This window comes from Pseudoalteromonas sp. SG45-3 (assembly GCF_014164075.1).
GTDB lineage: Bacteria > Pseudomonadota > Gammaproteobacteria > Enterobacterales > Alteromonadaceae > Pseudoalteromonas > Pseudoalteromonas distincta.
This window is the reverse complement of sequence record NZ_JACJEN010000010.1, coordinates 116280-135864: the sequence shown is the minus strand read 5'-3', so window position 1 is coordinate 135864 and position 19585 is coordinate 116280. Positions and strand designations below refer to the sequence as shown.

14 protein-coding genes, 1 rRNA gene and 1 pseudogene are annotated in these 19585 nt (G+C 39.4%); 10 read left to right on the top strand and 6 right to left on the bottom strand.

What is annotated here, in order from left to right; genetic code table 11:
* Positions 1-104, top strand: a 5S ribosomal RNA gene (gene rrf / locus H5126_RS13045); the annotation flags it as partial.
* A 382-nt stretch (positions 105-486) separates the two neighbouring features.
* Here rrf and H5126_RS13040 read toward each other — a convergent pair.
* Entirely contained in the window at positions 487-1014 is a 528-nt protein-coding gene (locus H5126_RS13040; protein ID WP_182720401.1) for a sugar O-acetyltransferase, read from the bottom strand.
* 184 nt (positions 1015-1198) lie between these two features.
* Here H5126_RS13040 and H5126_RS13035 point away from each other — a divergent pair, with 184 nt between their 5' ends.
* The 7 genes and pseudogenes from H5126_RS13035 (at position 1199) to H5126_RS13005 (ending at position 12203) form a co-directional block, all read left to right on the top strand.
* Positions 1199-4639 (top strand): VCBS repeat-containing protein, encoded by a 3441-nt coding sequence (locus H5126_RS13035; RefSeq protein ID WP_182720402.1) that lies wholly within the window; start codon positions 1199-1201, stop codon positions 4637-4639.
* A gap of 184 nt (positions 4640-4823) precedes the next feature.
* Positions 4824-5588: a DeoR/GlpR family DNA-binding transcription regulator gene (locus tag H5126_RS13030; protein WP_182720403.1), complete on the top strand. Its 765-nt coding sequence runs from the start codon at positions 4824-4826 to the stop codon at positions 5586-5588.
* A gap of 46 nt (positions 5589-5634) precedes the next feature.
* Positions 5635-7455 (top strand): glutamine--fructose-6-phosphate transaminase (isomerizing), encoded by a 1821-nt coding sequence (gene glmS, locus H5126_RS13025; protein WP_182716909.1) that lies wholly within the window; start codon positions 5635-5637, stop codon positions 7453-7455.
* A 112-nt stretch (positions 7456-7567) separates the two neighbouring features.
* Entirely contained in the window at positions 7568-8758 is a 1191-nt protein-coding gene (locus H5126_RS13020) for an alpha/beta hydrolase-fold protein (RefSeq protein WP_182720404.1), read from the top strand.
* 159 nt (positions 8759-8917) lie between these two features.
* A complete protein-coding gene (locus H5126_RS13015; RefSeq protein ID WP_182720405.1) occupies positions 8918-10225 on the top strand; it encodes a DEAD/DEAH box helicase in 1308 nt (435 codons plus the stop codon).
* 194 nt (positions 10226-10419) lie between these two features.
* Complete coding sequence (locus tag H5126_RS13010) at positions 10420-11325, top strand: NYN domain-containing protein (RefSeq protein ID WP_182720406.1); 906 nt, start codon at positions 10420-10422, stop codon at positions 11323-11325.
* 37 nt (positions 11326-11362) lie between these two features.
* Positions 11363-12203 (top strand): annotated as a pseudogene (locus H5126_RS13005) (alpha/beta hydrolase).
* Positions 12204-12326: 123 nt separating this feature from the next.
* Here H5126_RS13005 and H5126_RS13000 read toward each other — a convergent pair.
* The gene (locus tag H5126_RS13000) at positions 12327-13727 is read right to left on the bottom strand and encodes a 5-methyltetrahydrofolate--homocysteine methyltransferase (protein WP_182720407.1); all 1401 of its coding nucleotides are present in this window, start codon (positions 13725-13727) and stop codon (positions 12327-12329) included.
* 32 nt (positions 13728-13759) lie between these two features.
* A complete protein-coding gene (locus H5126_RS12995; RefSeq protein WP_182720408.1) occupies positions 13760-16162 on the bottom strand; it encodes a TonB-dependent receptor in 2403 nt (800 codons plus the stop codon).
* A gap of 139 nt (positions 16163-16301) precedes the next feature.
* Between H5126_RS12995 and H5126_RS12990 the strand changes: the two genes are divergently transcribed.
* Together H5126_RS12990 and H5126_RS12985 are read left to right on the top strand one after the other, a co-directional pair.
* Positions 16302-16718 carry a MerC domain-containing protein gene (locus H5126_RS12990; RefSeq protein WP_182720409.1) on the top strand — a complete coding sequence of 139 codons (417 nt, stop codon included), beginning with the start codon at positions 16302-16304 and terminating at the stop codon, positions 16716-16718.
* Positions 16719-16859: 141 nt separating this feature from the next.
* Complete coding sequence (locus H5126_RS12985; RefSeq protein ID WP_182720410.1) at positions 16860-17711, top strand: alpha/beta hydrolase; 852 nt, start codon at positions 16860-16862, stop codon at positions 17709-17711.
* Positions 17712-17869: 158 nt separating this feature from the next.
* On the opposite strand, the gene H5126_RS12980 is transcribed toward H5126_RS12985, so the two are convergent.
* The 3 genes from H5126_RS12980 to H5126_RS12970 all read right to left on the bottom strand — a co-directional run.
* A complete protein-coding gene (locus H5126_RS12980) occupies positions 17870-18772 on the bottom strand; it encodes a homocysteine S-methyltransferase family protein (protein WP_182720411.1) in 903 nt (300 codons plus the stop codon).
* A gap of 177 nt (positions 18773-18949) precedes the next feature.
* Positions 18950-19198, bottom strand: a complete 249-nt coding sequence (locus H5126_RS12975; RefSeq protein ID WP_002963088.1) for a DUF3297 family protein — start codon at positions 19196-19198, stop codon at positions 18950-18952.
* 231 nt (positions 19199-19429) lie between these two features.
* Positions 19430-19585: cold shock domain-containing protein (locus H5126_RS12970; protein WP_182720412.1), on the bottom strand; the 156-nt coding region annotated here is incomplete at its 5' end.

Below are 19585 nucleotides of genomic sequence, written 5' to 3'. Positions count from 1 at the left end.
TAGCGTTTTGGACCCACCTGACTCCATGCCGAACTCAGTAGTGAAACGAAACAGCGCCGATGATAGTGTAGCATTTGCTATGTGAAAGTAGGACATTACCAGGCTTCAAATTGTAGAGAGCCCGAATCTAACGATTCGGGTTTTTTTACGTCTGAAGAAAAGTGAAATGTGCGCAATTAACACACACTCACATCAACACCTAGCACGTAGGTCGGGCGTAGCGACTCCCGACGTTAAAATCACAACAAAACCCCTCAATAACTCAGTCGGCCAATAGAGTTGCATTTGCTACATGACTCTCCACCGCTGTGGGCACCACGACATTTCCAAGCTTCAAATTCTAGAAAGCCCGAATCTAACGATTCGGGCTTTTTTACGTCTGCAGAAAAGTGAAATGCGCACAATTAACACACTTTCACATCAACACCTATCACGTAGTTCGGGCGAGCATAGCGACTCCCGACGTTAAAATCACATCGGTAATAACTATAGTGTTCTTATTTCACGAGCTGGATTACCCGCTACTACGGTATTAGCCATTACATTTTTAGTTACTACAGATCCTGCACCCACAATACTATTTTCACCAATACTCACACCCGCTAAAATAATAGCGCCTGCGCCAATCCATACGTTATTGCCTAACGCGATAGGGGCTGCAAAGTTTTCTTTATTAAGCCTTTCTGCTGGATTAGTAGCATGTGACACAGATAAAAGCTGAACGTTTGAGCCTATTAAACAGTCATCACCTATGGTGATTGAGTAATTGGCTAATGGCGAATCTAGGAGTGTGCAATTAATATTTATAAAAGTACGATCACCAATAACTATTTGATTGCCATAATCGCAATGAAAACCTGATTCTATAATTACCTCTTCACCGCATTGTGCGAACAGCTCTTTAATACGCTTTAAATTACCTTTGCTCGGGCTTTTATTGAATAATCGGCATATCTCGCCTGTTTGTTTTCTTTGCATTAAATATGGCTTAGTCACGCTATTAAATAATTTCATTGAGTTTGTTATTCATTTATATGCATACATTATTAAGTATTATCTCATGCTTATATATTTTACTGAAAAGTTGTTATTACCTTTTTGTATGGGCTAAAAAGGTTTTAAACAAATTTTGACTTTTATTATATTCCTTTTTAAAAAAGCTTTAATAATGTAAAATTCATGTTACAAGGAGTAAGTAATGAAATTAAATAAACTAACTAAATTATTCTGTTTAACAATTATTTTAGCCGGTTGTGGGGGAGGGGGTAATGATGCCAGCCAACCTGCTAATAATGATTCTGGTTCTTCTGGAAAAACTAAATTTGTTAAGCCTGATTATCAAAATACGCCTACCTATGACGGTGAATTATCTTTATTCGAAATAACAGCAAGTAATGTAACTCAACTAACAACTCAGTACTCATATCTAATAGATAGCCTAAATTCCATAGTATTTGGAGAGGATTATCAAAATCTATTTCTCCACGACCCAGTGCTAGATAACCAATCTGATAATTTCGGTTGTGTTACTGGCTCTGCTGACATGAAAGAGGAAGAGGCTAATCAGCACTATATAATTACTTATAACAATTGCTCTGCTGCTGGGTGGGTTTTTAATGGGCAATCTGATATTTATATCGAAAACTCTAACGCTGAATTTGTTTTAGAATATGGGGTAGTACCTAGTTTAACAATTAGTAACGAAGTGCTTGGGGTTACCTATTTAACAGAAGGTTTTGCTATTGCTAATAGTCAGGGAGTTAATAGTGACAGTAGCGCTACTGTGAATATTCAATTTAAAGGTGCTGATGAAAATTCCCTTGATATTTTATTCTCTAATGTAAGGCTTGATGCTGTTTTAGATGCAACCAATGTTGGGTATGGTATTGGTTTTAATGGCGAAGTTTATTTTAGTGATTTAGGAAAACTAACAATAAAAACTGATGAGTTTTATCCAACCAATGATATATCTCTGCCTTCAATAATAGGAGCAAAGTACACCCTAATATCACAAAATACTGCTAGTGTAGCTCTCAAAGCTAATGGCATTTCGACCATACATCTATCTAATGAATTTTTGCCACTAGAGTTTTATTTAACTGACTTAGATAATGTTTATAACAATACTGCCAGCTCTATTCCTATAGCAAGTATTTCAGGCTCGAACAAAGCTCTACGACACTCTATCCTTACTCTTGATGCAACGCAGTCCAAGGACTCTGATTTTGAACCATTAGGTTATGAGTGGAAATTAATAACTTTTCCGCAGAATGCTAGTTGGCAACTTGGCACCGGTAGCAAAATTGACTTTATTGGAGACCTACCTGGCCTTTATCGTATTTCGTTAACAGTTGTAGACCCAAGTGGTGCAGAAAATACTGTGGAGCATGAGTTTAAATTAGAAAAACTGCCAGCAATTGTTTCTGACATTACTGCATATGATGAAATAGAATTAGGTGAACACTATACAGCCATTATTAACTTATCCAATGATGAGTTCGATGGTCCTTTTGAATACAAAATTGCTTATGGGCCAAGTAATATCTCGATTTCAGAACAAGGAGAGATTAATTGGTTAAGCAACGCGCCTGACTTTGGTAGTAATTTAAACGTAAATTTTGCTGTTGATATCTCAAACTCTGACAATCAAATAAGAATTAAACACCAAATCAACCTTCAATCACTCGGTGGCGTAGATAATCGCTCAGTTGGTTATGTGAACAACTCAACATCCAGTGTAGCTTCAATTAAGCTTTCGAACCAAAAAAGGGGTGTATTACGCGGTAATGATAATTATATCTTAAGTCTCAGTGAGACAGGTTTGCTAGAATACAATAAATGGATACCTCCCTTACCTTCAAATGTTGAGCATGTAGGTGCATTTCTTAATCAGTCAGGGACGCAACTAAATTGGCTAAGTATTACTTACAACCAAGAGGCAGCTAAGCATCAAATATTTTTAACTAATGAGGGCTCAAGTAGTTTGCTGATAGATGATGTTTCGGCTGAAAATTATAACTCTATGGTATTTGATTACAACGGCGATGGTATTGAAGATATTCTTCTTTCGGCGGGGCATTCGTATGATAGCTATCTTATTAATGGAAATGATCTTTCTATCACTACGCTTATTGTTGCGCCGGACCTTTCACTTAATTATTCAAATCGCTTGATTCAAGTTTGTGATTTGAATAACGACGGCTTTAAAGAGTTAATTGATAGGGAAAGTATATTTGATGTCAAACAGAACAAATACCTGATAGGACCCTATTCTGAATATAAATTTAAGGCATTTACCAGTGGTGATAATTGTCGTGTAACTAGATATAAGGCCTCCGAACATTATAGTGAACTAATATGGTGGGAAGGTGGTGAACTGCAGGTGGGTAGTGAAAAGTTTGAGACTAATTTCAATGATGGTATTTCGATTAGCCTTGAAGTAGATAGTCCTTATAGTCATGTTTATTTTTCTAATTCAAAAGAGCTTTATTACTTTGATCAGCAGTGGCAATTGTTCTCTGTATCTATTGCTGAAAACCCCATTGGGAGAGTAATAGGTGCTGTTGATTTTGATAATGATGGAATACAGTCATTATTAGTAAGCAAAACAGATAGTTTAGAAGGAAGTTATTTATACGAAGAATATGCGATGCAAAGCTTTAGCTATGAGAATGGGCTATGGCAGCTTGAGTATTCATCAGTGGCTCAAGGTCAACTTCCTAATCTTCATATTGTTGGTGCTGTTGATGATACGGTTAGCATTTCAGATTTTGGCCGTTCGGCTAAGGTAACGCACAATAATGCACCTGTTACTTTCACTGGAGAGATGCTGTTAACGCAAGATAATGAAAATCAAATTGAGTATTCATTAACTCAAATTAACAACGAGACATTTATTGTTAAACGCAATACAGGTTCAACCAGTGTAATTTGGCAAACTAGCGTTGCAGAAGTGACTTTTTCTAATTCGTATGATTTTGCTTTTACAGAGTCCGAAACACACTTGAGCTTTAAAAGTGATATTAGATATTACACAATCGCTAAACAAACAGGAGAAGTCGTATCAAGAGCCTACTTTCCTTACTTGCCGTCTGAGGAGTTGTCAAAAATAATAATAGGTTATTACGATTTAGGTATAGCTTTTTACGAAAATCCAAGCTTATCACCCATTTCAATTGACAGTAGCAATTGGCCTGTACCTTTAGATTTCTTACAAGAAACAACAAGCCATGTAGCGCATGTACATGCTATTCAGCTAGATTCAGATCCTCAACTAGAGCTAATAATTGATTATCGTACTTTTGGTACTTTCGATGAAGAAGGTGGTTTAATAGTATTAGATACGAAAACGAAAGCATTAGAAATTTTGGACGAACAACAAATTAAGGGCTTTACAATTTACCACAAAGAGAAAATCCTCGATGAAGCTATAGGTGGCGTTTATGGCCGAAACTATCTGGCGCATTACTCTATAGAAAAAACAATTAGCCTAGTGGATAAGTTATCAAATCAAGTTATTTGGGAGAGTCCACAAATCTCGAATAATTACCACGATGTATTAATTCAAAAAGATGAGCGTGATTCTTGGAGTTTATATATTTTAGGTAGTGAGTTTTTAATATATCCTTATTTGAACTAAAAAATAATAGCGTGCTCAGTAATCTAGTTTCTAGCTCACTGAGCAAGTTAGAATGTTTCACCACATCTACATGCTGTTAAATTAAAAAGCGCACATTGCGCTTTTTTTACGCATTCACTTGCCATTTATTATGTTTCGTTTAAAATCCAATAACTTTCGAAGCGAAACTTAATTGTAATTACTTATGACCAAACGAAACACCCAGCAACGCCGCCATCTGATCCTTACTCAAGTTAATGAATTAGGTGAAGTGGCTGTCGATATTTTAGCTGAACAGTTTCAAACATCTGAAGTAACCATTCGAAAAGATTTAACCGCGCTTGAAAAAAGTGGCTTATTGCTGCGCCGTTACGGCGGTGCTATTGCTCTGCCTAAAGAAATTGTTAGCGATGAAATAGATTCAAAGCGCAAAGTCGCTATAGCTAAGGCAGCAGCAAAACTTATAAAAGATCATAACCGTATTATTATTGATAGCGGGCGTACTACGGCTGCGATGATCCCTGAGCTTGCAAATAAGCGCGGGTTAGTTGTAATGACCAATGCCATTAAAGTCGCGAGTCGTTTGCTAGCGCTCGAGAATGAGCCAACACTTTTGATGACCGGTGGAACATGGGATCCACATTCTGAATCATTTCAGGGGCAAGTTGCCGAAAACGTATTATGCTCTTACGACTTTGATCAGCTATTTATTGGCGCTGACGGCATAGATGTAAAGCGTGGTACTACTACCTTTAATGAGCTAGTTGGTTTAAGCCAAGTTATGGCAAAAGCTGCTCGTGAAGTAATTGTAATGGTTGAATCAGATAAGATTGGCCGAAAAATACCAAATTTAGAATTACCGTGGAAAATAGTAACCACATTAATAACCGACAATGGCTTAGCAGACGAAAAACGCAAAGCAATTGAGGCGTGTGGTGTAAAACTAATTTGCGCAGAGATTATTGAATAGTAACTACAAAGTGAGTTACTAGAATTAAAAAATTAATGGAGACACTATGTGTGGAATAGTTGGGGCAGTTGCAGAACGTCCAGTAAACAAAATTTTAGTTGAAGGCCTTAAACGTCTTGAATACCGTGGTTATGACTCAGCAGGCGTAGCATTGCTTGATGGCAACACACTTAATACTGTTAAAGCAGTAGGTAAAGTAGTAAACGTAGAAGCTGCACTTGAGAAAGCAGGCGTTAGCGGTCATACAGGTATTGCACACACTCGCTGGGCAACACATGGTAGCGTTACAGAAGCAAATGCACACCCACATGTATCAAACAACCAGTTAGCACTTGTGCACAACGGTATTATTGAAAACCACGCAAGCTTACGCGCATCGCTTAAAGAAGAAGGCTACGAGTTTCTATCTGAAACCGATACCGAAGTAATGGTGCACTTAATTCATAAGCTTCGTAAGCAGCACACGACTTTACTAGCATCAGTACAAGCTGCTGTTAAACAGTTTGAAGGTGCGTTTGGTACAGTTGTATTTGATAAAGCAAACGACAACGAAATCATTGTAGCGCGCTCAGGTAGCCCTCTTGTTATTGGTTTAGGCCTTGGCGAAAACTTTATAGCTTCTGATCAGTTAGCACTATTACCTGTTACTCGTAGCTTCATCTTTTTAGAAGAAGGCGATGTAGCGCGTATTACACGTGACACAGTAGAAATTTTTGATGAAAATGGCGACGCTGTAGAGCGTGAAGTGATTGAGTCAAACATTACACAAGATGCATCAGGCAAAGGCGACTACCGCCACTACATGCTAAAAGAAATCTACGAGCAACCACTTGCGGTACGTAATACCCTTGAAGGGCGTTTAAACGACGACCGCGTAGCAATTGATGCCTTTGGCGAAAGCGCTCAGCAAATATTTAAAGACGTAAAACACGTGCAAATTATTGCCTGTGGTACGTCTTACCATTCAGGTATGGTTGCACGTTATTGGCTTGAGCAATTTGCAGGCGTTAGCTGTAATGTAGAAATAGCTTCTGAATTTAGATACCGTCAGTCGTTTGTTCATGAAAATAGCTTACTTGTTACTATTTCTCAATCGGGTGAAACTGCCGATACGCTAGCTGCATTACGCCTAGCTAAAGAGCAAGGTTACATGGCCTCAATGACCATTTGTAACGTACCTGGTTCATCGCTTGTACGCGAATCAGACCTTGCCTTTATGACCAAAGCTGGCGCTGAAATAGGCGTGGCTTCTACTAAAGCATTTACAACGCAATTAGTTGGTTTGTTAATGCTTACTGCGTCTATAGCTCAAGAAAAACAGCTTGATCAAAGTGCTATTGTTAATGCTATAAAAGTACTACCTGCTAAGCTTGAAGAAACATTACTGCTTGCAGATGGCATTGCAGACCTTGCAGAAGAATTTGCCGACAAGCATCACTCACTGTTTTTAGGTCGTGGCTCACAATATCCAATCGCGATGGAAGGTGCGCTTAAACTTAAAGAGATTTCTTACATTCACGCAGAAGCCTACGCAGCGGGCGAGCTAAAACATGGCCCACTCGCACTTATTGATGCTGACATGCCAATTATTGTTGTAGCACCAAACAATGAGTTATTAGAAAAGCTTAAATCAAACGTAGAAGAAGTACGCGCACGTGGCGGCATTATTTACGTATTCGCAGATAAAGATTCACACTTTGAGTCAGACGACACAATGCGTGTTATCAACGTAAACCACACTGACGACATTATTGCGCCAATTGTTTACACACTGCCATTACAGTTACTGTCGTACTACGTAGCGGTAATTAAAGGTACCGACGTTGACCAACCTCGTAACTTAGCTAAATCTGTTACGGTTGAGTAAAATCAATAGGTTATTATTTATTAGTTAAAACTAAAAAGGCGCTCGATGCGCCTTTTTTTGTACCTCAAAGCCTGTTAGATTAAATAACACACTATTTTCTAAAGGATTAGCTATGCGTTTATTCACTGCTATTTTTATATGTAGCTTATTTATAGTTTCTAATAACACACTTGCAGAGCCTGATTTAAAACAGCAAACCATTAGCTATAAGCAACAAACGCATACTATCAATTCAGTAATTTTAAATGAGCTACGTACCGTTGTAGTTCAACTTCCAAAGAGTTACCAAGCTAATCCAAACAAAGTTTATCCAGTTATTTATCGCCTAGATGGCGCGGGTAACATACCGCTTATAAGTGCTGTAATGGATCGACTGCAAAATAATAATCTTGCGCCTGAGGTTATTATTGTCGCTATTGAAAACACCAATCGCTTAAGAGATTTATACCCCACAGTTAATAAAGAGCCACAAGGCCCGGTAGGTGAAGGCGGTGGTGCAGCAAGGTTTTTAGCATTTATTGAGCAAGAGCTTATGCCCTTAATTAATAAAAACTATCGTACGCATAACTTTAATGTGATTGCTGGGGGCTCAGCAGCAGGCGTGTTTGCACTTTATACTATGCAAGCTAACCCTGAGCTTTTCCAAGCGCATATTGCTTACAGCCCTGCCGTTTGGTGGAACTATGGCGCATCGGTAAAAAGTACAAAATCGTTTATAGCTAAAACAAAAGACCTGAATAACTACGTTTATATCAATATTGGCGAAGAAGCCGGCATAATGCGTGAAAGATACGATGAATTACAGCAATCACTGCAATCGCATAAAGTGCGAGAGCTACGCTTCTTTAGTAATGCGTTTGACGGTGTCTCGCATAACCTGACTTCCGTTGCTGGTGCATTTAATGCCTATCACAACTTATTTTTGCCTAAACAAATGCCCATAAGTGATTTAACTGACGATGTAGCCTCTATTGATGCTTATTATCAAAACTTATCTCAACAATGGGGCGAGCAGGTTGCGCCACCAGACCGCGCTGTTAGATCACTCGGTTATAACTTAACGAGCAGCAAGCAGTTTACCCGCGCTATAGAGGTGTTTAAGTACAATAAAAAAAACTACCCAAAATCAGTCGATGCGCTTTCAGCCTTATCTTATGGCTATGAAATGCAGGGGGATACTCGTCAAGCGCTTGAAAATATGGAATCTGCTCTAGCAATTGCAGATGACTCATACCCTTATATAAATTACTTAAAAGAAACAAAAGCTAGACTACAAATAGCTTTAGGCAAAGACGAAACATAACCACTTTTTAATCCAACTCGATTGTTATATATTTAAAGAGAAAAGGGAGTAACAGCTTTTCTTTTTTTCTAAAACCACATTAAAATCACTAACCCCTACTTAACGGGTAATAAATACGCTAAAATTGCAGGCTATTTTAGTAATGAGCCCGCAAATTTTATGACCTCAGCCGCAAATCCTAGTAATTTCAACGAACTTGGCCTAATTCCAGAGCTAATTGCTCGATTGTCTGATCTTGAATACACACAACCTACACCTATTCAGGCACAAGCAATTCCGAGTATTTTGACGGGAAGTGACTTAATTGCGGGGGCAAATACTGGCTCAGGTAAAACAGCGACGTTTGCTTTACCTATGCTACAAACCCTATTTTTAGAGCAGGGCGCTAAAAATACTGCCAGCAAAGGTAATTTTGTAACGGGGCTTATTTTAGTACCGACGCGTGAGCTTGCTACGCAAGTGGCCGATAGCGTTAAATCGTATTCTGCAAATTTTAATGGCGCGATTAAAACGGTTGCGGTGTTTGGTGGTGTATCGGTTAATACACAAATGCAGGCACTGCGCGGCGGCGCCGATATTATTGTGGCAACACCTGGTCGCTTGCTTGATTTAATCTCAAGCAATGCGATTAAGCTCGATAAAGTAACGACCTTAGTGCTTGATGAAGCCGACCGTATGCTAAGCCTTGGCTTTACCGAAGAGCTGGCTGATCTTTTAGCGTTAATGCCTGCTAAAAAACAAACCATGTTGTTTTCAGCAACTTTCCCTGAGCAAGTTAAGCTATTAACGCAAGAGCTTTTAAACGAGCCAGTTGAAATACAAGTTCAAAGCAAAGACGAAAGCACCTTAGTACAACGTGTTTTTACGGTTAATAAAGGCGAAAAAACCACTGTTTTAGCGCATTTAATTAAAACACATAAATGGCGCCAAGCATTGATTTTTGTGAACGCGAAAAAAGACTGTGAGCACCTAGCGGCTAAGCTTGAAAAACGCGGTGTTAACGCACAAGTTTTCCATGGCGATAAAGGCCAAAGTGAGCGAACTCGTGTAATAGAAAAATTTAAAGCGGGCGAAATCGAAGTACTTATCGCAACTGATATTGCTGCACGTGGTTTAGATATTGAAAAGCTGCCAGTGGTAATAAACTTTAATCTTCCACGCAGTCCTGCTGATTACATGCACCGTATTGGTCGAAGCGGCCGTGCTGGTGAAGTAGGTTTAGCGCTTTCATTGGTTGATTATGAAGATTTTCATCACTTTAAAATAATCGAGAAGAAAAACAAACTACGCCTAGAGCGTGAAGAAGTAACCGGTTTTGCTGTAAACCAAGCAAACCTTGATGCAGCTGATGCGCTTAAAAATGAAAAGCCAATGGCAAAACCAGAAGGTACAGGCAAGAAAAAGAAAAAAAATAAAGCGGATGATATAGATGATGTATGGAGTGGCTGGAGAGGGCGTTCTAAATAGGAAATATAATTTATTATTTTATCTAAACTTACAATTGGCGATAAAATCAGTTATTGACGTATTGGTCAATTTTGACTAAGATCATTATTAACAACTAACCCTACTTCCACGCGTAGCATTGAGTCTCCTGGATATAGGGAGAAAAAGCCGACCTTAGTGTCGGTTTTTTTGTAGCTAAAATTTAAGGATCGACTTTGAAGACTCGAATATATATTGATGGATATAATTTATATTATGGATGTCTTAAGCGAACACCTTACAAGTGGTTAGATATATTTAAATTATTTGATGACTACATCCTCCCCAGTTCTGCAAGTAAAGCCCATACTAACGACAATTTAAGCATTAAGTTTTTTACCGCTAATATTGTAGAAAAAGCAGCTACGTCAAAAGATTCTTTAGCTGATCAGCAGGCTTATCACCGAGCTTTAACTTTCAATAGTTCAAATGGTCAGCTAGAAATAATCAAAGGTTACTACTCTGTAAACCCAACACGTGCATTTAAAATTGATCAAAAAGAGCCTAAAAAACACCCAAATGAATGTGAGTATGTGGACATTTGGAAGCTTGAAGAAAAGCAAACTGATGTAAATATTGCGGTGGAGGCTTTATTTGATGTATTTACGGATGACTCAATTGAGCAAGTTGTGTTTGTTACTAATGATACAGACTTAGAAAGGGCTTTAGAAAAAATAAAATCTCTAAATAAAGTTAAAATAGGCTTAGTGATCCCTACTACTGATAGTGTTCGTTACCCCAATGAAAAACTAGATATACATGCTGATTGGACGCGTAGGAATATTTTAATTGAAGAACTAAAACAGTCGCAGTTGCCACGTGTTATCCAGGGAGGAAGAAAAGCAGTTTCTAAACCTATAGGTTGGTTTGGTCAGCCAGAAATACTTGAAGAAATAATATTAACTTTATTACAAGTTGAAGCTAATCGAACTAAATGCTGGCGCTGGTTGGAAAAACCATTACCTAGCTTTGATGATTTACCGCCATTAACAGATCCTCCTATTCTATTACTCGATAATGAAGAAACAGCAAAAATAGTGCTAAGTTACGCACAAAAATATACTCAGCTATTTAATAACTAGCGACATGAAACTACTTATATTTAATAAAGGGTGAAATGTGGACTTAATATCAAAACTATTATTACTTTCTACTACTTTAATATGTTTTAAATTAAGTGCAAATACCCCATACGAAATCCCAAGAAGTAGCGTTATTCAACTAACCGAACCTTCTAGTAAGCGTGTTTACTCTGTTTACATTCAATTGCCTAAGTCATATAAAAATAAGCCGGATAAAACATATCCAGTTATTTACTTAACCGATGCGCCGTACACGTTTCCTATAGTGGCAGGGGCAACACGATTTCCTATGAATACCGGAAAAATGCAGCAAGCAATTATTGTCGCCATTGGCTATGAAAAAGGGTCTATTGGATCAGCTCGTCGAATTAGGGACTACACACCTACCTTTGCAAAAGATTGGAAAAAACAAACAGGTAATGCGCAAGGCCATATTCAGTTTATTAAAAACACTGTGTTTCCTTATATTGAGCAAAACTACCGTGCAAGTCATACACAAAAAACCTACATAGGTAACTCGCTTGGCGGCTTATTTGGTGCCACTATTTTATTTACAGAACCGGATTTATTTAGCCATTATATTATTGGTAGCCCGTCTATTTGGTTTAATAATAATGCATTGTTAAAGTTTAAGGCACACAGGCCAAAAACAGCTATTAAGGTTTATATTTCGGTGGGTGAAAAGGAAACACCAGCTTTTGGTGAAGGGCAAAATATGGTTGAGGGTGCCAAGCAATTGGTGCAAAAAATTAATGTACTTAACAGTGACAATATACAATTAAAAAAGTGTTGTTATTGAAGGGGCTAGCCATGCAACAGCATTTCCTACTACAGCAATACAAGGACTTGATTGGGTGTATAGCACTGTAAGTGAGTAATACAGTAAAATTACTGACGTTAGAAAGATTGCTATTTAAAACCCATTATTAGCTTGGCTAATGATGGGTTTATTTTTTAATATGTAATTAAAGAGTGAGCTAGTTACTCAAGTTTTTATTAACTTAATGGTCGTGATCGTCTTCTTCCTCCTCTTGCGCAATACCAAGCCAAGTAATTGCACTAGGAGCAAAAGTAAGCTCTAGCTCACTTTCAATTTCTAAGTCTTCAAGGTGTACTTGCACAACGTGCTGAGCAATCGGGTCGGCTACATAAGCAAACTGACCATTTTGTGCCACTGTCATGCTAAAGCTCATGCCCTCTGGCATGGTTGATACATCTTGCTCGGTAATATCAACTTGGCCTTCATGCTCCCAATGCATTTCGCCATCATGGTCGTGTGCGCTAAATACATTTAAAAAGCCTAAGCTGTCTAATATTAAAAAGTGCTCGCCATGGGCAGAAAAAGAGTACGACACAGCACTTGCGCCATCGGCTAATTGCCATTCTAATTCTTCCATTTGTGCTGTTGCTGGGTTAATAGTTACAATTACGGCTTCGCCGCCACCATGGCCAGACGCTACACCAATAAAGGTCTCGCTATCTTCGTGGCCATAAATACTACCAATACGTAAATCGCCAACGGCTGCAATATTCGCTATTTTTTCAGCTTCGTATTCATCTTCGTGCTGGTGGGCTAATAACACGCCATCGCTACAACCAAATACTACGTAGTCGTGGTTTTGTGCCGCGCCGTGTAAATCAGGGCACGTAACTTCTAAGGTTTGTTCAAGCTCGTATTCACCATCATGAAAGTGATAAACACCTACTTGGTCTGGCAGTACTTTAGCAACCGATGTGCTTTCGCTGTCATCACGGCGAAGTGTTGATAATAAATGCTCACCGCGAGGCTCTGCTACACCGTGCATATTCATATCGTAGCTAATACCAGGTAGTGTTGCTGTTGCGCTTGTTATGTCGTTATCTGTTAATACTTCAACAGAGGCAACCGTACCTGAGTCTGCATCACCATCATAAAAAACAGCTAATTGCCCGTCGTGAGTTATTAAGTGAGTAGGGCGACTGCCACTTGTTAACTCATAGCTGCTAGCCGCTGGGCTTTGCTCATAATCGTGCAGGTGCTCGCCATGGTCTTCACGCCATAAACCACCATCAATAAAGCCTAAGTAATCCTGTGCTCTGCTTACAATAACGGCATAACGAAAATCAGGTGATGACGACAGCGTGTTTGAATCATTCGTCAGGGTAAATGTTTCAAGTAAAGCGTTGTCATCTAGGTCATAAAAGCTGGCTTCGTTGCTGTTGCCTGCAAGCACAGCTAATCTGCCTAATGAATCAATTGTGTAGCCATCATCATGGTCGTGATCATCATCGTCATGATCGTGCTCGTCCTCTACAACAATAGGATCTTTTTCTACAATATTGGTCTCTGCATCGCCACAGGCTGTAATAAATGTAGTGCTAATAGCCAGTGCAATAAGCTTTAATTTGTATAGTTTTTTCATGTTTATTTCCTTTAATTATAATTTTTTAATGCTTAAAAATAACCGCGAATGCCTAGCGCAAAGCTACGCCCTGGACGTGGTGCTATACCTTTTACAAACGAGCTGTGCACGCGTGCTTCTGTATCTGTTAAGTTGGTGCCTCGCAGGTAAACAGACATATCTTGGTTTAATACTGAAAGGTCGTAAGAGATGCTTGCATCCACCAATGTGTAGCCGTCTGTTGCTGTTTCTTGTGGGGCTGTGCGGTCTTGCTTTTGATAGCGAGTAACGTGAATATGCGCACTTAATTGATCTGTTTGATAGCTTAACTCGCTACCAAAACGAAGCGGTGGTGTACGGGGTAAATCGCCGCCGTCTTTAAGGCGTGCACGCACGTAATCAGAGAATAAATCTACTTTAAACTCATCGGTTAATTGCCACGCAATTTGCGCTTCAAAACCGTGTAAAATTACGTCGTCTGTTTTAAATAAATAAACAGGCAGTTCTGATGAATGGTCGTGTTCGTCAGCGCCTTCTTCATCGCCATGGTCGTGGCCACTTTGTGCGTATAAACCAGTGTCTATTTGGTAATAGTAGTTATCTACTTGGTTGTAAAAGGCATTTAAAATAAAGCCAACATCACCTTGGGTTTTACGTAGGGTTAAATCGATATTATTGGCTGTTTCTAGGTCTATTGCTTGATCAGATAAACCTAAATGGCCGTCTTCATCTAAATCAAATAGTGCGCCTACTTCGTAAGTGCCAGTACCAATGTGTGGCCCAAACGATAACAACTCAGAGGCAGAAGGCGCACGTTCAGAGCGCGACACAGAAAGGCCTAAGTTATAGTTAGGTGTAAAGTCCCATACTACCCCTGCCGATAAACTGACTGGCGTAAACTCATGCTCTACATCAAATACGCGAGTGATTTCTGCACTTTCTTCGTGGTCATGCTCGTCGGCTTCTTCTACTTCATCGTGTGCGTGAGCGTCAATATTTGGCAGTAATACGTTGCCAGCTTCAATTGTTACACGCTCTATACGTCCACCTACTTGCACTAAAAAATCACCAAAGTGCCTTTCTTCCATTAGCGCTACAGCAAAGCTTTCGGTTTCTGATGGAGGCGTAAAAGCCTCTTCACCTTGTGCTTCAACATCGCTCTGTTTGTAATGAAAGCTAATGCCGCCATTCCACTCGCTAAATTGGTTATGTAGTAGGTCTATACGTAATTCATTTGTTTCGTTTTTAAAGGTAGTGCCAACAGCGCCACCTTCAATTTCAGCGTGTTCGTAGTCGGTATGGCCAACGCGCAGGTTTACTTTGTTTAGCCATTTATTATCTAGGTTGTACTCACCTAATAATTGCACTTTAGTTTGCTCTAAATCAGCAAATACGCTCTCTTCTTCGTCGCTGTGTTCTTCCTCTTCTTCATCGCCGTGCGTATGGCCCGGAATACCGTATTGACGATTAAATTGCTCTACTGCTAAGCCAATGAAGCCGTTATCCATTAAATAGCTAGCGCCAACAGTAAAGCCGTCAGACTCTTCATTACTGTTTTCAACTTTGTAATCGCCACGATGCTCTTCGCCGTCGCTATCTATATCAGCAGCTACAGGTACCTCGTAGTCGTCGGCTTCACGCCAAAACGCATCGGCATAAAAAGCCACCGAGTCTGTACCTGTGGTGGCATTAAACGAGGCAACTTTTTGGTTATCAACCGAGTTATGTTCTACGTTCCACTCGCCGCGTGTTGTGCTGTCGGTTGGTACGCGGTTATCTACTACATTTACTACGCCACCAATGGCGCCACTGCCATAAAACAGTGTTGCAGGGCCGCGTAATACTTCAATTTGTTGTGCTGTAGACGCCTCTGATACAACAGAGTGATCAGGGCCAACGCGAGACACATCACTTACATCAAGGCCATTTTGAGTAATAAGTACACGAGGGCCGCTTAAACCACGAATAATAGGTGTGCTGGCTACCTTCCCGTGAAAGTTAGTATTAACGCCTGGGAGTTTTTCAAGGCTATCGCCAAGGGTTGCGGCTTGTTGGCGCCTTAGTTGTTCGCCAGATAAAACACTAACAGGCGATGCAGATTCCATTGCCGACATATGAATAGGGGTCGCTTCAATATCAATAACTTCAATAGGCGAGCGCTTTAAATTAAACGTAACTGATTGGTTTTCATCATTCGTTATTGTTATATCTAGATGGAGATGCGCATAACCAGGCGCTACAACGTGAAGCTCTTTTAAGCCATTTTTTAGCTCGGTTATTACAAATTTACCGTTTTTATCGGTGGCTACTTTAAGGTCTGAGCCTTCAACTTCTACCGTTGCATTGGTAACTACTTTACCTTTGTTGTTTAAAACAACGCCTTCAATTGTGGATGCAAGCACACTAGCCGGCAATAAAGCTGCTATGAGAACAGCTAATTGTGATCTACGTTTCATTTGACTACCTTGGTGGATGTTATACTATATCAATTATGTGGGAAATGTTATAATGTATCAATAGTAATTAACTATTGTTACTTAAATGCCTTTTAAAACGTAAAGCCGTTGTTTAAAAAATTGATGAGTAGAGGAAGTAATGAAGTCGAGTCAAGGTGTTATGGATCGTATGGCAATAGGGTTATCGGTAATGTGCACAGTACATTGTTTTGCAACCCCGGTTATTTTAGCGTTATTACCAAGCTTTGCCGTATTGCAAATAGATAGTGAACAGTTTCATTTATGGATTCTTGCGGCGGTATTGCCCACCAGTTTATTGGCATTAAGTTTAGGCTGTAAAAAGCGCAAGCGTAAACGTTATATGGCCTGCGGCGTTATTGGGCTGTCTTTTATGATATGTGCGGTATTGCTAGGGCATGAAATAGCCGAAAAAGCACTAACCTTAATAGGCTCGGCTTTTATTGCTGTAGCTCATTGGTTTAATTACCAACAATGCCTTAAACAAAATGACGATAACTGCCCGTGTTCAAGCACTGAAACTGATCAGGCAGCTTAGCGTTATCAGTGCTACAAACAGCTAACATGTAGCACTGCCTTTCAATATTTAACTTTGTTTTTTAATAGCCTAAAGCTAAAAGTGAGTTAAAGTTGTCATTCAATATCGATTATTACGCTTGGCTTAGGTTAATTAATATAAATGAATACTGCTTTAAAATACTTGCTGTTACTCTGCGCTTTAATGTGTTTTAAATTAAGCGCAAATACCCCGTACCAAATCCCTAGAAGTAGTGTTATTGAGTTAACTGAGCCTGCTACTAAACGGGTATATCCTGTTTTTATTCAGCTCCCTAAGTCATATAAAAAGCATCCTGAAAAAATATATCCAGTTATTTATTTAACCGATGCACCGTATACGTTTCCTATTGTGGCGGGTGCTACACGGTTTCCTATGAATAGCGGCAATATGCAAGAGGCTATTATTGTGGCCATTAGCTACGAAAAAGGATCTAGAGGGTCTAATAGTCGAATTAGAGACTACACCCCAAATAAGGCTCAAAGCTGGAAAAAGCAAACCGGTAACGCTCAAAATCATGCGCTGTTTTTAAAAAATACTGTGCTGCCATTTATACAAAGTAACTACCGAGCAAGTAGCATACAAAAAACCTATATAGGTAATTCTTTAGGCGGGTTATTTGGTGCCACTATTTTATTTACGATGCCCGATTTATTTAACAATTATATTATTGGCAGCCCATCGGTTTGGTTTAACAGCAATGCAGTATTAGCGCTACAAGCACATAAGCCTAAAGTGCCTACAAAGGTTTATATATCGGTAGGGGCAAAGGAAACGCCAAGCTTTGGTGAAGGGCAAAATATGGTGGCAGGGGCAAAGCTATTAACGCAAAAAATTAATGCACTTAGCAGTGACAATATTGAATTAAAAAGCGTTGTTATTGAAGGGGCGAGCCATGCAACCGCATTTCCTACTACAGCAATACAAGGGCTTGATTGGGTGTTGGGAATGACACCAATCGACTTAAATATTTAATCATTCTAGCGTGCTAAATAGAGCGCTAACAGCGTTATAAATTTCTCATGTAGAACAGCTACATGTCGATATTTATGCCTTGTTATCACGCTACTTATCTGTCGCTATAAATGCCTAATAAATTAACACGATTGGTGTAGCCAATAAGCCCTAAAAGCTTAGGCGCTTTCAAGTTCCTTTTTCCAGTTTACCAGCACTTCAATAAACTCAGGGCCTATACCACAGCAGCCACCAATAATGCTTGCGCCCTGGCTGTGCCATTTTTTAGCAAAGTCTAGATATTCTGAAGGTGAAATATCGCGATACGCTTGTGAGCCTTCGTTGGCTTTGTAATCGCGTGCTATAGGTGTAAAGCCATTAGCAAACGCCCCTAAAACAACACTTTTATTTTGCTTGGCTAATACTGCGTTGGTATCGCTAAAGGCTTGCTCTATAACTTCAGGTATTGAACAGTTAAAGAAAATACCAGCAACATTTTGTTGAAGCAAAGCCGTTACTGCGTCACTTACCAGCTCACCAGAGCGAAGTGTCGCTTGCTCGCTTATCACATCAGTTAAAGTAAATGCGTAATAACATGGCTTGTTTGAGCCTTTAAGGACGCTTGCCATAACGTGCGCCTCTTCAATGCTCGATATAGTTTCGCCAATCCATAAATTTACGTGCTCGTCTTGCGCTTTGTATAGCGTATCTAAAATAGTAAATGCGCGTTCGCTTTCAAATAGTTCAGGGCGGTAAGAGCCAAATGCTGGTGGTAATGAACCTGCTACTAATACATTTTGTTTAGCATTTTGAGCTACTTCTTTTGCAATAACGGCAGCTTGCTGTGCAAGGGCTGCGCCTTGAGCTTGATATAGCTCTTCACCTAAATGAAAGGGCACACAGGCGTAGCTGTTAGCTGTAATTATTTCAGCACCGGCATCTATAAAACCTTGGTGTGCTTGGGTTACAAAATGCGGGGCTTCTATTAGTGCTTGTGCGCTCCAAAGTGGCTGTGAGAACGGTGCGCCAATGCGCTTAAGTTCACGTCCCATGCCGCCATCTAAAATAGTTACTTTATTCATTGTGGGTTTCTGTATATCTAAACTATATGGCGCTATTCAAACATACTTTTTAAATAATTATAATGAAACTTCATCAGGTTGAGCATGAATAAAGCTAAACCCATTAAATGAGTTATAAAAATGCACAAAAAAAGCGACTACCTAATAAGGTGTCGCTTTTTAGTAAGTATGATTAGCTTACTTATAAAAGGCTTCAACAGTGCCTTTTCTTGTAAGTAAAAGAGGTTGTCCGCGACGATCAAGCCCTTTTGGAGATGCAAACTTTATCCAACCTTCACTGATGCAGTATTCTTCAACATCAAAACGCTCTTTGCCGTTGAACGTGATACCAATATCGTGTTCAAAAACTTCTTCCACATGATGTGGGCTACGTGGGTTGATAGAAAGGCGATCTGGTAAAGCAGGTTTTGCGGTAGTGTCGTTCATGGTCATATTCTATATTGAATGAAGTATGCGCTATTGTAGGCAATACAACGCTTTCGCTCAAGAGAGATAGTAGTAAATGTGTTTAAAAATGTACTAATTAATGAGTTGTGTATACAAATGAGATTGCGCTTGGAAAATATTTACAGAGGAGGTTTTGAAGATATTCGACTAAATAATTATGAAGGTAAATATATTAATGGGTTATCTCTAACCCATTCAATTGTTTAGCAATTAGATGCTAACAATGTTCTCGGCTTGTGGGCCTTTTTGACCTTGAGTAACAGTAAACTGTACACGTTGGCCTTCAGCTAAAGTTTTAAAACCGTCGCCAGAGATCGCGCTGAAATGTGCGAACACGTCTGCGCCAGATTCTTGCTCGATAAAACC

What these genes read in the sequence shown, in the direction of transcription:
- H5126_RS13040 (WP_182720401.1), bottom strand. Translation starts at nt 1,014, where the DNA reads ATGAAATTATTTAATAGCGTGACTAAGCCATATTTAATGCAAAGAAAA.
- H5126_RS13035 (WP_182720402.1), top strand. Translation starts at nt 1,199, where the DNA reads ATGAAATTAAATAAACTAACTAAATTATTCTGTTTAACAATTATTTTA.
- H5126_RS13030 (WP_182720403.1), top strand. Translation starts at nt 4,824, where the DNA reads ATGACCAAACGAAACACCCAGCAACGCCGCCATCTGATCCTTACTCAA.
- glmS (WP_182716909.1), top strand. Translation starts at nt 5,635, where the DNA reads ATGTGTGGAATAGTTGGGGCAGTTGCAGAACGTCCAGTAAACAAAATT.
- H5126_RS13020 (WP_182720404.1), top strand. Translation starts at nt 7,568, where the DNA reads ATGCGTTTATTCACTGCTATTTTTATATGTAGCTTATTTATAGTTTCT.
- H5126_RS13015 (WP_182720405.1), top strand. Translation starts at nt 8,918, where the DNA reads ATGACCTCAGCCGCAAATCCTAGTAATTTCAACGAACTTGGCCTAATT.
- H5126_RS13000 (WP_182720407.1), bottom strand. Translation starts at nt 13,727, where the DNA reads ATGAAAAAACTATACAAATTAAAGCTTATTGCACTGGCTATTAGCACT.
- H5126_RS12995 (WP_182720408.1), bottom strand. Translation starts at nt 16,162, where the DNA reads ATGAAACGTAGATCACAATTAGCTGTTCTCATAGCAGCTTTATTGCCG.
- H5126_RS12990 (WP_182720409.1), top strand. Translation starts at nt 16,302, where the DNA reads ATGAAGTCGAGTCAAGGTGTTATGGATCGTATGGCAATAGGGTTATCG.
- H5126_RS12985 (WP_182720410.1), top strand. Translation starts at nt 16,860, where the DNA reads ATGAATACTGCTTTAAAATACTTGCTGTTACTCTGCGCTTTAATGTGT.
- H5126_RS12980 (WP_182720411.1), bottom strand. Translation starts at nt 18,772, where the DNA reads ATGAATAAAGTAACTATTTTAGATGGCGGCATGGGACGTGAACTTAAG.
- H5126_RS12975 (WP_002963088.1), bottom strand. Translation starts at nt 19,198, where the DNA reads ATGAACGACACTACCGCAAAACCTGCTTTACCAGATCGCCTTTCTATC.